At 66.0% G+C, this 13,440-nt stretch carries 13 protein-coding genes; 1 reads left to right on the top strand and 12 read right to left on the bottom strand.

What is annotated here, in order from left to right:
- The 11 genes from RT424_RS16390 to RT424_RS16340 form a co-directional block, all read right to left on the bottom strand.
- Positions 1-902: phospholipase D-like domain-containing protein (locus RT424_RS16390; RefSeq protein ID WP_313440481.1), on the bottom strand; the 902-nt coding region annotated here is incomplete at its 3' end.
- 157 nt (positions 903-1,059) lie between these two features.
- Positions 1,060-1,377 carry a (2Fe-2S) ferredoxin domain-containing protein gene (locus RT424_RS16385; RefSeq protein ID WP_313440471.1) on the bottom strand — a complete coding sequence of 106 codons (318 nt, stop codon included), beginning with the start codon at positions 1,375-1,377 and terminating at the stop codon, positions 1,060-1,062.
- Between the two features lie 106 nt (positions 1,378-1,483).
- Positions 1,484-2,551, bottom strand: a complete 1,068-nt coding sequence (locus RT424_RS16380) for a phosphotransferase (RefSeq protein ID WP_313440469.1) — start codon at positions 2,549-2,551, stop codon at positions 1,484-1,486.
- Between the two features lie 4 nt (positions 2,552-2,555).
- Complete coding sequence (locus RT424_RS16375; protein ID WP_313440467.1) at positions 2,556-3,770, bottom strand: acyl-CoA dehydrogenase; 1,215 nt, start codon at positions 3,768-3,770, stop codon at positions 2,556-2,558.
- Positions 3,767-4,312: a VOC family protein gene (locus RT424_RS16370; protein ID WP_313440465.1), complete on the bottom strand. Its 546-nt coding sequence runs from the start codon at positions 4,310-4,312 to the stop codon at positions 3,767-3,769. Before RT424_RS16370 ends, RT424_RS16375 begins: the two co-directional genes overlap by 4 nt.
- A gap of 14 nt (positions 4,313-4,326) precedes the next feature.
- On the bottom strand, positions 4,327-5,763 hold the full coding sequence (locus RT424_RS16365; RefSeq protein WP_313440463.1) for a 2-oxo acid dehydrogenase subunit E2: 1,437 nt from the start codon (positions 5,761-5,763) through the stop codon (positions 4,327-4,329).
- Positions 5,764-5,776: 13 nt separating this feature from the next.
- A complete protein-coding gene (locus tag RT424_RS16360) occupies positions 5,777-6,790 on the bottom strand; it encodes an alpha-ketoacid dehydrogenase subunit beta (RefSeq protein WP_313440461.1) in 1,014 nt (337 codons plus the stop codon).
- 16 nt (positions 6,791-6,806) lie between these two features.
- Positions 6,807-7,796, bottom strand: coding sequence for a thiamine pyrophosphate-dependent dehydrogenase E1 component subunit alpha (locus tag RT424_RS16355; protein ID WP_313440479.1), 990 nt, complete (start codon positions 7,794-7,796; stop codon positions 6,807-6,809).
- A 47-nt stretch (positions 7,797-7,843) separates the two neighbouring features.
- On the bottom strand, positions 7,844-9,052 hold the full coding sequence (locus RT424_RS16350) for an acyl-CoA dehydrogenase family protein (protein WP_313440459.1): 1,209 nt from the start codon (positions 9,050-9,052) through the stop codon (positions 7,844-7,846).
- A gap of 5 nt (positions 9,053-9,057) precedes the next feature.
- Positions 9,058-10,218, bottom strand: coding sequence for a thiolase family protein (locus RT424_RS16345; RefSeq protein WP_313440457.1), 1,161 nt, complete (start codon positions 10,216-10,218; stop codon positions 9,058-9,060).
- Entirely contained in the window at positions 10,215-10,613 is a 399-nt protein-coding gene (locus RT424_RS16340) for an OB-fold domain-containing protein (RefSeq protein WP_313440455.1), read from the bottom strand. Before RT424_RS16340 ends, RT424_RS16345 begins: the two co-directional genes overlap by 4 nt.
- Positions 10,614-10,767: 154 nt before the next feature.
- On the opposite strand from RT424_RS16340, the gene RT424_RS16335 reads away from it, so the two are divergent.
- Positions 10,768-12,435, top strand: a complete 1,668-nt coding sequence (locus tag RT424_RS16335) for a GMC family oxidoreductase N-terminal domain-containing protein (protein WP_313440453.1) — start codon at positions 10,768-10,770, stop codon at positions 12,433-12,435.
- A 117-nt stretch (positions 12,436-12,552) separates the two neighbouring features.
- Here RT424_RS16335 and RT424_RS16330 read toward each other — a convergent pair whose 3' ends face one another.
- A complete protein-coding gene (locus tag RT424_RS16330; RefSeq protein ID WP_313440477.1) occupies positions 12,553-13,326 on the bottom strand; it encodes a helix-turn-helix transcriptional regulator in 774 nt (257 codons plus the stop codon).
- Positions 13,327-13,440 lie beyond the last annotated feature (114 nt).

Here is a 13,440-nt window from a genome sequence, read left to right as displayed (position 1 = left end):
GGATAATTCGCTCCGCTGGGCAGGACCTGAAGGATGGAGGCACCTGCGGGGGGCGGCAGGACGACCGCGGGTTCGAGCAGTTCCTCGGTCTCCATGAACCAGTCCGACACGAAGATCGCCGACATCGCCGCCACGGCAGGCCCCGTCACGCGGGCGACGAGTTCGCGATTGGTCACGCCGGGGCGGAAATCCTTGGCGACGATATTGAGCGAACCCGCATAGCCGATCCGCCCGTCGATCAGGAACAGCTTGCGATGATTGCGCATGTCGCGCCGGGTGCGCCCCCGGATCAGGCGGAACGGCAACATGCGGCGCACCCGCACCCCCTGTCCGCGCAAGGCGAGAAGCGTCCCCTTCAGCCAACGATAGGAGCCCACGGGGTCGACGAGCACATGGCAGGGCACCCCCCGATCGACCGCCCGTCCCAAAGCGGCGATCACGCGGTGCGCCGTCGCGTCGTCGGCGAAGATGTAGGACAGCAGGCGAACGTGATCCCGAGCCGCGTCGATATCGGCGACGAGCCTGGCGATCACGGCATCGTAATCGTCCATCAGTTCCACCGCATTGCCGGACACGGCAGGCAAATGGCCCAGCCGATTGGCCAGTTCGACGACTTCCTCGGGCGCTTCGCCCGCGTCGGGGTCATCGCCTGCCATGCGTTTCGCGGCATCCGCGAAGAAGCCGCGCAGGCTTTCGAACCGTTCCACGCGCCAGGCCGGAAAGCGCGGGCTGCCGATGGCGGTGAAAAGCAGCAGCCCCGGCACCGGCAGGAAGAAAATCAGCAGCAGCCAGCTTGCTGCGGCGGCGGGTGTGCGGCGCAACGGCACGACCGCCAGCATCGTCAGCCGGATGCCCCACTCGACAATATAGAAGGCCTCGCCAAGAGTGGGCAGAGTGATCATCGGCCGAGTGTTGGGCAATCGGCCCATCTTGGCAAGCGTTTGCGCATCGTGGTCCGGGCTGGTGGAAGGGTGTCATCCACCAACCCCACCGGACGATCGCGGTCGAATGTCGAGGCTGGCTTCGGCGAACGCCCCGGTCCGGAAATCCAGAGCCCCCCTACCGCGTTTCATGAGGAGGCGCGAGCCCGCCCACGATGTCCTCCATGTCCGCGCCCGGCGCTACCAGCCGAACCTTGCCCGGCTCACCGGCCCGCACCAGGCAGACCGCGTTCTTCGGACATATATCGAGGCATGGCACCGACACCACCTTGTAGCGCCCCCTTCCCTTCAGCTCCGACTTGAGCGCCTTTTCCAGTCGCTGCCCGCCTTTCTTTCCGAACCCGCCGTGGACCTTCCTGCTGCACTTGCGGCAGACCAGCAGGACGTCGTCCCACTTCGCGGAAATCTCGCGGACGGATTTTTGCTGACCGGACATGCTCGGCTTCCTGGATGGCGATTGCGGCCGCTATCCTGGCAGGGTCGATGTCCGGCGGCGAACGCGAAGTTCCGGTTTCTGCCAATGGCTCCGACGATCAGAGGGGCTATCCGATCGCGTCGAGGCTGTTCCGCGCCATGCGTGCGAGCACGGGGAAACTTTCCGCGCGGCGCGCGGCCTGGGCATTAGCGGCATTGCCACGCAGAACGCGGCCCTTGATGCCGTGGAAGATCGCGGCCAGGCGAAACAGGTTGAAGGCTATGTAGAATTCATAGTTCGGGATGTCCTCGCGCCCCGTCCGCGCGCAATAGGCTGCCACGTATTCGCGCTCGCTCGGGATATTGAGCGCGTGCAGGTCGGCGCCTGCGAGACCCGGCACGATTTCCGGCGACATGCGGTACATCAGCGCATGATAGGCGAAATCGGCCAGCGGATGGCCCAGTGTCGAGAGTTCCCAGTCCAGCACCGCCAGCACGCGCGGCTCGGTGGGGTGGAAGATCATGTTGTCGCAGCGACAATCGCCGTGGATCACCGCAGTCTCGTCTCCCATCGGGATCAGGCCGGGCAGCGCTGCCACCAATGCATCCATGTCGGCATTGCGGCCCGCCAGTTCATCCGCCTGGTACTGCTTCGTCCAACGACCGATCTGCCGCGCGAAATAATTGCCGGGCTTGCCATAGTCGCCCAGCCCTGCGGCCTCTGGATCGATCGCGTGGAGCGCCGCCATGGTCGCGTTCATGGCATCGAAGTAGGCCGGGCGCTCCTCTCGCGAGACTTGCGGGAACGTCGCATCCCAGAAGATGCGGCCTTCCACCATGTCCATCACGTAGAACCAGGTGCCGATCACGGCATCGTCGGTGCAAAGGCCGTGGATGCGCGCTACCGGAAAGCCCGCTGCGCCCAGCGCCGTCTGCACGCGCGCCTCCCGATCGACGGCATGAGCGCCAGGAAGCAGGTCGCCCGGCGGCTTCCGGCGCAATACGTAGCTGCGCGACGGCGTGACAAGCCGGTAGGTGGGGTTGGACTGGCCACCCTTGAACTGTTCTACCCTGAGCGGCCCTGAGAAACCCTCGACATTCCGATCCATCCAGCGGGCCAGCTCCGCCTCGTCGAAACGGTAGCCCTCGCGGACGGGCACGGTGCCGGAATTGTCGGCGGCGAGATCGGCGGTCATGACCTTACGCGACCTCCCCATGGCTCTCGTTCGTTTGCGCCTGCTTCCACTCGCGCTTGATCTTCTTGGCGAGCGACCATTTGTGCACTTCGGTCGGCCCATCGTAGATGCGGAAGGCACGGATTTCCCGGAACACCTGCTCCACGATCGTGCGATCGGTAACGCCGATGCCACCCATCACCTGCACGCAATTGTCGGCAATCTTCATCAACGCCTCGCTCACCGCCACTTTCGCCATGGAGCTTTCGACGGTGCCCCGCGATCCGCTGTCAAGCACGTCGGCGCACCAGTCGATCATCAGCCGGCTCTGTTGCAGCAGGATGCGGTTCTCCGCCAGCATGAAGCCCACGCCTTCGTGATCGATCAGCGTCTTGCCGAAGGCCTCGCGGCGGCAGGCGTAGTCCACGGCGATCTCGTGCGCGCGGATGCAGGCGCCCAGCCAGCGCATGCAATGCGAGAGGCGCGCGGGGCTCAGACGGACCTGTGCATACTTGAAGCCCTCGCCCGGCTCACCCAGCATCTGAGCGGCAGGTACGCGCAAATTGCGGATCGTCACGGTGGAATGGCCGCCGGGCATCGAGGTGTCGATGGTGTTCGGCACTTCGTCGATCACGATGGCGGGATCGGGCAGGTCGACCAGGAACATGCAGGCGCCGCCCCTGGTGTCCTCCTCCGCCGATGCCGCCATGACGATGCCGACCATCGCGCCCTTGGCGCCGGTGATGAAGGTCTTGCGCCCGTCGATCACCCAGTCTTCGCCATCGCGGCGGCAGGTTGTCTTCATCATCGACGGGTCGGAGCCTGCGCCGCCCCAGTCGGCCGGCTCGGTCATGAAAAAGGCGGAGCGGCCCCGGCCCTCCACCAGCGGCTTCAGGAAACGCGCCTTGAGTTCCGGCGAACCGACATGGCCGATCAGGTACATGTTGCCCTCATCGGGCGCCATGGTGTTGCAGGCGAGCGGGCCGAGCGGAGAGAGGCCGGAACGGATCAGGACTTCTGCGGTCTCGCGCTGGGTCAGATGGCTGCCGTCCTCGCGGATATGCGGCGTGAGCACACCCGCAGCACGCGCCTTTTCGCGCAGCTCCATCACGAGTTCGTCGGTAGGGGCGCCGTGATGGTCGCGGCGCGGGTCCGTTTCGTAGGGCGCGACCATCTCACGCACGAAAGTCTCTACCCGGTCGGCCATCGACGCGGCGTGGCCTGAAAGCGCGTTCGTCATTGCAGCACCCGCACCGGATCGCTGCCGTCCCAATCGCGCGCGGCGGCCTTCATCATTTCGAACAGGCCTTCCGATCCGGCCATCGGCTGAAGGTACTCGATCACGAAGCCCGGACCCTGGCCGGGATCGACGTAGATCACTTCGCCATCCTCGCCCACTTTGCCTTCCACGATCACTTCCGCGCCCGCCTCGGCGCAGGCGCGCCGCGCCTCGGCAATGTCGTTCACGAAGACGCAGACGTGGTGCAGTCGATCGCGCACGGCATATTCGCCCGTGTAGAGCGATGGCGCCGTGCTCTCGGTGCGGATCAGCTCGATCTGGATATCGCCCCAATAACCGATCGCCATCGAGAAGGTCGCGTCGGTGGGCTGGCCCTTGTACTTCATCTCGCCCAACCGCACGTCGTTCAGCACGAAGAAAGGCCCGACGCCAACGGTTTCGATCCAGTATTTCAGCGCCGCGTCGAAATCGGTGGGGAAGTAGGCGAGCTGGATCACATCACCCAGCGCTTTGAGCGGTCCCGGTTTGGCCTGACGAGTCATGATGATTCCTTCGTTCACGCGAAGAGGCCTTGCGGTTCTTCGATCAAGGTCTTGAGCGTCTGGAGGAACCGCGCCCCGGCAGCCCCGTCGATAGCGCGGTGGTCCACCGAGAGCGTCAGGGCGATCCGTGTCTCGAACACGACGCCGCCGCTCGCCGTCTCCACTGGCTGACGTTGCGCCGCACCGACGGCAAGGATCGCGCCCTGCGGCGGGTTGATGATCGCGTCGAAATTCTCGACCCCGAACATGCCCAGGTTGGAGACGGAGAACGTGCCGCCCTCCATATCCTCCATGCCCAGCCCCTTACCTTCCACCTTGTCGATCAGGCGGCGGGTCTCTGCCGCCAGCTGGTCGATCCGCATCCGGTCGGCCTGCCGCACGACCGGGGTGACGAGGCCCTTGGGGCCCGCCACCGCGATGGAAATGTCGGCATGAGGGAAGCGGTAGATATCCGTGCCGTGGACTTGCACGTTGACCTCCGGATGACGGACCAGCGCCATGGCGCAGGCCTTGACCACCCAGTCGTTCACCGAGGCCTTGCAGCCGAGCACCAGATTGGCGCTCTTGCGCAGTTCCAACAGGGCATCGGCGCGGGCGGAGAGGCGCAAGTAGAAATGCGGGATCTCCTGCTTCGCCTGGGTCAGCCGCTGGGCGACGACCTTACGAATGCGGTCGAAAGGGACGATCTCGGGCCGGTTCTCACCCGCCACGAACTCAGGCGCGGCAAGCGAGCCGGAACTTGCCGGCGGGGGAACGAGGGCCAGCACATCCGCCTTGGAGATGCGCCCACGCGGGCCGGTGCCCTTCATGCCCGCCAGCGCAAGTCCATGCAGCGCGGCGATGCGGCGCGCGAGTGGAGAGGCGAAAACTCCTCCATCGTCCTCTGGAAGCACCAACGCACCTTTCAGCGCCGGACTGGCCGGGCCGCGCATCGCCTTGACGACGTCCTGATGGGTGATCCTGCCCTGACGACCGGAACCCTCGATATCGGAGATATCGACGCCTTCCTCCTCGGCCAGACGCAGCGCCTCGGGGCTGATCGGGCGGTTGGTATCGATCGGCACGCGCACGCGGTCCATAGCGCCAACGACAGCACCCACCGGCTCGGGCACAGCGACCTTGGCCTTCGATGCTCCTTGCGCCACGCCGCCCTCGGCGGGCGTGAAGGCGGCGATGAAGGCCTCGATCTCATCCTCGGAATGGGCCCCTTCGTCGAACACGGCCAGCAACGCACCGACTGGCTCGGCCTCGCTGCCGCCGGTAACCAGTACCCGGCGCAAGGTGGCGTCGTATTCGGCCTCGACCTCGTTGGTGATCTTGGCGGTCTCGATCAGGCACAGCGTCTGGCCGCGCGTGAAGCTTTCGCCTTCCTTGACCATCCATTCGGCCACGGTGCCCTCGGTCATCTCGATGCCCCACTTGGGCATCGTGAAAGCGCGGATTCTGCTCATGACAGCGCCCTCCTCACCGGTAGGCCAGCGTCTTGCGGACGGCGGCGGCGACTTTCGCGGGGCTGGGCAGATAGGCCCCTTCCAGCTCGCGGGCGAAGGGCACCGGCGTGTGCGGCGCGGTGACCATCTCGATCGGTGCCTTCAGGCTGGCGAACGCCTTGCTCGCCACCAGCGCGGCAATGTCCGTCGCAAGGCTGCACCTGGGAGGCGCCTCGTCCACGATCACCAGCCGCCCGGTCGCCTCCACGGAATCGAGGATCGCTTCCTCATCGAGCGGAGAGGTCGTGCGCAAGTCGAGCACGTCGCAGCCCACGCCGTCCTGTGCCAGATCGTCGGCGGCGGTTTCCGCATAGCCGACCATCATGCCGGAGGCGACGATCGTCACATCTTCGCCCGCCCGCGCCAGCCGCGCATGGCCGAAGGGGATCGTGAAATCGGGATCGTCCGGCACGTCGCCGGTCATGGCGTAGAGGAACTTGTGCTCCAGGAAGACCACCGGATCGTCGTCGCGGATCGCCTGCCGCAGCAAGCCGCAGGCATCGGCGGGGGTCGCGGGCATGACGACCTTCAGGCCGGGCATCGACGTCACGAACTGGCTGATCATCTGGCTGTGCTGTGCGGCGGCATTGTAGCCCGCGCCGCAGGGCATGCGGATCACCGCCGGGCAAACCGACTTGCCGCCGAACATGTAGCGGAACTTGGCGATCTGGTTCCACAGCTGGTCCATGCAGACGCCGATGAAGTCCGCGAACATGATCTCCGCCACCGGCCGCTTGCCGGCCAGAGCAAGTCCGCCCGCCGCGCCCATGATCGCGCTTTCGCTGATCGGCGTGTCGATCACCCGGTCGGGCCCGAACGCCTCGTAAAACCCGGTGGAAGTGGACCAGATGCCGCCGATCGCCTCGGGACCTCCGGCCGTGCCCATGCCGCCCACCACGTCCTCGCCCAGTACGACGACGCGCGGATCGCGCTGCATTTCCTGGAAAATCGTGCCGCGAATGGCGTCGCGGTACATCATTTTAGCCATGGTTTCCGCTCCGCCGTCAGTAGCTGATGTAAACGTTTTCGAGAACGTTCTCGGGCTGGGGCCGTGCCGCCGCGCGAGAGTCTGCGACAGCTTGCTCGATGGTACCGAGGGCATCGGTATCCACCGCGTCCAGATCGACGTCGGTCAGCAGCTTCGCCCCGGTCACCTTCTCGCGGAACTTGCGCAGGCAGTCGCGCGTGGCGCGCAGCCGGTCCAGCTCCCCCTCCCCGCGATAACGCTGCGGATCGCCTTCGAAGTGGCCGAAGAAGCGCTCGGTATCGAATTCGACCGCCGCCGGGCCGTTGCCAGGGGTGCGCACGAATTCCAGCACTTCGCCGAACGTGTCGAATACCGAGAAGAAGTCCGTCCCGTCCGCCCGCCAGACTTTCATGCCGAAGGCTTCGGCGCGGCTGGCGATGTCCTGCGCGGTGCCCACGGCATAGGCATCGCCGGTATGTTCCGAATAGTGGTTGTTCTCGAAGACGAAGATCGCCGGCGCCTTGGTGACGACGGCCAGGTTCATCGCCTCGAACGTCGTGCCCTGATTGCACGCCCCGTCGCCCGAGAAGGCGATCGAGACGGCCAGCTTGCCATTCTCGTCCGGCCCGTCGATCTTGTTCGAAAGCGCCGCGCCCACCGCGATCGGCGCGCCCGCGCCGACGATGCCGTTGGCGCCGAGCATGCCCTTGTCGATATCGGCGATGTGCATGGAGCCGCCCTTGCCATTGCAAAGGCCTTCCTGGCTGCCCCAGATCTCCTTCATCATGCCGGTGACATCGCAGCCCTTGGCAAGGCAGTGGCCATGACCGCGATGGGTGGAGACGATCTTGTCCCGCTCGGAAAGATGCTCGCAGACGCCCACCGCCACGGCTTCCTGTCCGCAATAGAGATGCGTGAAGCCGGCGATCTCCCCGGTCTGGATCTCTTCGTGAAGGCGTTCCTCGAATTCGCGGATCAGCTTCATCTGCCGATAGGCGCGCGTGAGCGCCTCGCGGTTCAGTTGCATGCCGGTTTCCTCTCCCGTTGTCGTCCGCATCGCTTCACGGTTCCTTTTCAAAGGCCCAGGACGGACTTGGCGATGATGGTGCTCTGCACCTCGTTTGTCCCGCCGAAAATCGTCCAGGCCCGGCTGTTGAGATAGCGCGCGGCGGCCACTTGCGCGGCGCGCGAATGAACGGGCTCCGGCGCATTGTCGCCATAGAGCGGGCGCGCGGTTTCCAGCTGGAGCCCGGCGATCCCGAACAGGTCCACGGCCAGCAGATCGATCTCCTGCCGCAGGTTGGATGCCAGCAGCTTGGTAAGCGAGGTCTGCGGACCCGGCTTGCGGCCTTTGGCGATCTCCGAGATGATCTTCAGCTCGATCATCTCCAGCGCCTCGACGCCGAGCCGCGCCTTCGCCACCCGGCGGCGCCAGTCGATGCTGTCGGCCAGGGCCCCGCCGCACCCGTCGCTCTCGGCTTTCGCAGCCGCCTCGATCTGCGCGAGATCATAGCCGAGCTTGGGCGCATGGCACGACCCGCCGCGCTCGTTCTCGAGCAGGAACTTGGCGATGGTCCACCCCTCGCCCTCCGCCCCGACGAGGTTCTCGACCGGCACCCGCACGTCTTCCAGGAACACTTGATTGACCTCGTGATCGCCCGCAGTGGTCAGAATCGGCCGCACCGAGACGCCCGGACTGGCCAGATCGATCAGCAGAAACGAAATACCCGCCTGCTTCTTTACATCGGGATTGGTCCGCACCAGCGTGAACATGCCGTTTGCGTGGTGGGCATGAGTGGTCCAGATCTTCGATCCGTTGACCACGTAATCGTCACCGTCCCGCACCGCGCGGGTCTTCAGGCTGGCAAGGTCCGACCCGGCACCGGGCTCGGAAAAGCCCTGACACCAGTAATCCTCGCCCGAAAGGATGCGCGGCAGGTAGCGGGCCTTCTGCGCCTCGCTGCCAAACGTCCAGAGCACCGGGGCCAGCAGCTTGAGGCCCAGCACGGTGAGGTTCGGCGCGCCGGCGGCGGCGCATTCCTTTTCGAAGAGATAGCGCTGAAGCGGCGTCCAGCCGGTGCCGCCATGCTCGACCGGCCACTGATAGCCCAGCCAGCCCCTGGCATCGAGCACCGCATTCCAGGCCTGCCCAATGTCCGGCTCCACGAAGACCGATGGCGTGGCGGCGGCGCCGGCCTTCACCGCATCGGGCAGGTTCTCGCGCAGGAACGCGCGCACGTCTTCGCGGAAGGCTTCGTCGGCGGGGGAGAGTTCGATGTCCATGCGTTCTATCGTTCCAGAATCGTCACTGCCGATACGCCCGGCGCCCCATAGACGTGGCTGTAGGCGGTCTTCGGCTGATGAGGCACCTGACGGCCGCCACCGTCTCCGCGCAGTTGCACCACGTTTTCGTAGACTTGCCGCAGCCCCGAAGCGCCGATCGGCTCCCCGCAGGCAAGGCAGCCGCCATCGGTATTGACCGGCAGCGCGCCGCCGATCTCCGTCCGCCCTTCGGCCAGCCAGCGCTCCTGATCGCCATCGGCGCAGAAGCCGTTTTCCGCCATGTGCATGATCTCCGCGCCCGCCTCGGTGTCCTGAAGCTGGGCTACGTCGATGTCGCCCGGTCCGATCCCGGCAAGGCGAAAGGCATCGGCGGAGGCGATGCGGGTAGCAGTGCCGCGCGGCACGCTGTCGTCCGCCACCACGTCCACACCGGGCGCGAAAACCTCGAAGCTGTGCGGCGGACGGGTGCGCATGGTGGCGGCCTTCAGGCGGACCAGCGGCTTGCCCAGTTCGCGCGCCTTCTTCTCGCTGGCAAGGACGAGCGCGACACCGCCCTCGGCGGGTGAGCAGAACATGTACTTGGTATAGGGATCCGAAACGAGCGGTGCGGCCAGGATCTCCTCGATCGGCACCGGCTGGCGGCGCCAGGCATGCGGCGCATGGGCACCGTTCCGAAACGCCTTTTCGGACACGCGCGCCAGCGTCTCGTGGGAGATGCCGAACATGTGCATGTAACGCATGATCTTCGCCGCGAAGAACTGGGTCGTGACCATGTAGCCCGCCTCGCCGTACCAATCGGGCAGGTTGTATTCGCTCGGCAGGGCATTGAAGGCGCCGCGCGGATGCTTGTCGAACCCGACCGCAAGGCCAAGCTCGAACTCGCCGGACTTGATCGCCATCTGCGCCGAGAACAGCGCCGATCCGCCCGCCGCGCAACCGTTGCGCACATTGATGAACTGAACCCCGGTCAGCCCCAGCCGGTCCACCATCGTATCCGGGTTTCCTGCGGCATCCGAACTGCCATAGGCGAACTGGACTTGCGGCCAGTTCACGCCGGCATCGGCCAACGCCTGCCGTACGGCGAAGACGCCTTGATCCACGCCGGATAGGCCATCGGTGCGACCGAAGGGATGGATGCCGATGCCGACGATGCAGACGTCGCTCATGCCCGCGCTCCTTCCATCGGCGCGAAGGCGGGAATGGCGAGTGGTTCGGCAGCGTCGGGATCGAGCGCCAAGGGCACGAGACACACCGGCATGCCGATCCGCACCGCGTCGAAATCCACGTCCACCAGCCGCGCCTCGACGATGACTTCGCCAGGCAGTTCGACATAGGCGACGATCCACGGCGTGAAGGCATCGGGGCCTGCGTAAGGCGGAGTCTTGGGGCGATAGCGCTGCACGGTATAGGACCAGAGCCGCCCCTCGCGCGCCAGCGGCACGGGATCGCAGGCATCGCCGGCAGGGCAGGGAAACACCATGCGCCCCGTTTCCCGTTCGCGGCCGCCCAGCAGCCGGGGCGGCGTCTCGTCGGTAAACAGGCCTTCGGCAATGGCGCGCATCGTTCTCCCCATCTCTCGGCTTTCGAGTCCGTTGATGTGAATGGTTTAAGCGCGCCCGCGCCGCCTTTGTGACTCACCAAAACGCTAGGGTAGCCAATGTGCCAGTTCGTGCGACGCATGACGGCGGGAGAACGGGCGGCGGGAGAACGAACAGATGGCAAAAGCCTGGGACTACATCATCGTCGGCGCCGGTTCGGCGGGCTGCGTCATGGCGGAACGGCTCAGCGCCGATGGCCGATCGCAGGTGCTGCTGCTGGAAGCGGGCGGGAGCAACGGCAGCTTCTGGGTCACGCTGCCCAAAGGCGTTGCCAAGCTGGTGAAGAAGCCGGAGCACATGTGGGCCTATCCGGTTTCCCAACCGCGCGAGGAAGGTGTCAACAAGGCAAGTGGTGGCGAGAACACCGGCGGCGAGGTGTGGATCCGGGGCAAGGGCCTCGGCGGTTCGTCCTCGATCAACGGCATGATCTGGAGCCGGGGCGAACCGGCGGACTACGACGCCTGGGAGAGCGAAGCCGGCGCCAAGGGCTGGAACGGCGCGAGCATGACCGAGGCTTTCCTGGAACTGGAAGACCACGCGGCCGGGGCTTCACCGATGCGTGGCAGCGGCGGCCTCGTCCATGTCGATCCCGCCTGCTTCACCTACCCATTGGCCGAGCGCATGATCGAATCCGGCGAGGCGCTGGGGCTGAAACGCGTGGACGACCTCAACGCCGCGACCGGCCCGCGCGTCGGCTATTACAGCCACAACATCCGCAAAGGGCGGCGCGAATCCTCGGCCCGGACTTATCTCGCGGCGGCACGCGGGCGACCGAACCTCACCGTGATGACCGGCGCACTGGCGGAAAGGATCGTGTTCGACGGCACCCGTGCCGTGGGCCTCGACGCCCTGGTGAACGGCCGCCCGCAGCGCTTCGATTGCGCGGGCGAGATCGTGGTGAGCGCGGGGGCCATGGAAAGCCCCCTGCTGCTCCAGCGCTCCGGAATCGGCGATTCCGTGCGGCTGAGGGCGGCGGGGGTCTCCCCCCTCGTCCACTCACCGGACGTGGGGGAGCGGATGATCGAGCACCTCTCGATCTCGCTGCCCTACCGGCTGGAGCACGGACGCGGCACCAACCGCAGCTTCTTCGGCCTGGGCGCGGGGCTGGCGATGCTGCGCTACCTGCTGCGCCATGACGGCGTGCTGGCGACGGGACCTTTCGAGATAGGCGCCTTCTGCAACGTCGCCCATCCCGACGGGCGCACCGATGCGCAGTTCTACCTCGGCGGCTACACCTTCAAGGTCGGCGACGACAAGGATCCGGTCCCGCTCGACAAGATCGATCCGCGCCCCGGCGTCACCATCTACGGCCAGCTCCTGCGTCTCACCAGCGAGAGCGCGGTGCGGGCTACGGGTCCGTACTCCGGTGATCCGGCCGACATCCGCCACAACTTCCTTACGACCGAGCACGACCGCCGCTCCGCCGTCGCGCTGGTGCGCAAGATGCGCGCCTTCATGGCCGAAGCGCCGCTGGGGCAGATGGTCGGCGCGGAACTGGTGCCCGGCGCTCAAGTGGAAAGCGACGAAGAAATCCTGTCCGCATTCCGCCGCCTCTCGAGCTGCGGGCTCCACGCGATCCGCTCCTGCCGCATGGGAAGCGATCCAGAGGCCGTGGTCGATCCGCATCTGCGGGTAAACGGGGTGCAGGGTGTGCGGGTGGCCGACTGCTCGGTGATGCCGGGCCACGTGACGGGTAACACCAATGCTCCCGCCATGGCGCTGGGTTTGCGCGGGGCCAAACTTATGCTGGAGGACCGGTTGCGAGTGCCGTCGTCCCGGACTTGATCCGGGACCGCTGGCCGTAAACAGCCCACCTCGCATTGGGGCGCTCTTCTGAACCATCACGCCTAAAGACCGCCAGCGGTCCCGGATCACGTCCGGGACGACGGCTGTTCTTCCAGTTCAATTATGCAGCGAAATATACCCGAGCTGCGCCGCCTTGAACACGGTCTGGCTGCGGTTCACCGCGTTCAGCTTGGTCGCGGCGTTGTGGATGTGAAACCGCACCGTGGCCCGGCTTCGCGACATGATCATGCTGATCTCCAGGTCGGTCTTGCCGATCGCCGCCCAGCGCAGGCACTCCACCTCGCGCTTCGACAGCCGCGATTCCGGCGGCAGCGCCTGAGTGGAACCCATCACCTGGATATAGGTCGCGATGAACGTCCGGGCGTAGAGCCCCAACGCATCCGACAGCCTCAGGAAATCCTCGGAAAGGTCGGTCCGCTCCCTGTCCAGCGGGTTGAAGCTCACCGCTCCGATCTGGCCGAAAGGCAGATGCACCGGCACGGCGATGCAGGCGCGGGTCATCGCACGCTGTTCGAAATTGGCGATGTCGATCGATGTGAGGTAAGCGTTCGGCTCGCGCGTGCGGAAGCCCTGCGCATTGGCCCAGAATGGCTGGCTCTCGAAACGGCAGGCCGTGGTCAGCGGGGAATCGAGCGCGATGCGCGAATTGCGCCACCACACCCGTTCGTCGTCGCCCCAGCCGAACACCTCGATGGCCAACACCTTGCCCTCGCCATCGACGGGCGTGCGCTTGTCGGCAATGTCGTGCGCGGGCGCCGCCCGGTACCCAAGGTCCATGGCGATCTTGTGCAGAGCCTCCGCCGCCGGACGAATCCCGGCCGGCGACGAGACGCGCACGGCGTCTATGTTTTCCTGTGACAACAGCGACATGTTTTTCCTCTCTCGGCACAGAGCGTAACGCGTCCCGACGGGCTGCACAATTGCCCGAAAGCCCAAAAACAGTACCTCCGGCCCTAGTCTTTTGCCCAGCGGAGATGCTCCCAC

Source organism: Novosphingobium sp., from assembly GCF_032093395.1.
Taxonomy (GTDB): domain Bacteria; phylum Pseudomonadota; class Alphaproteobacteria; order Sphingomonadales; family Sphingomonadaceae; genus Novosphingobium.
Note: the sequence above shows the minus strand (reverse complement) of the source record. Positions and strands in the feature narration are given on the sequence as shown.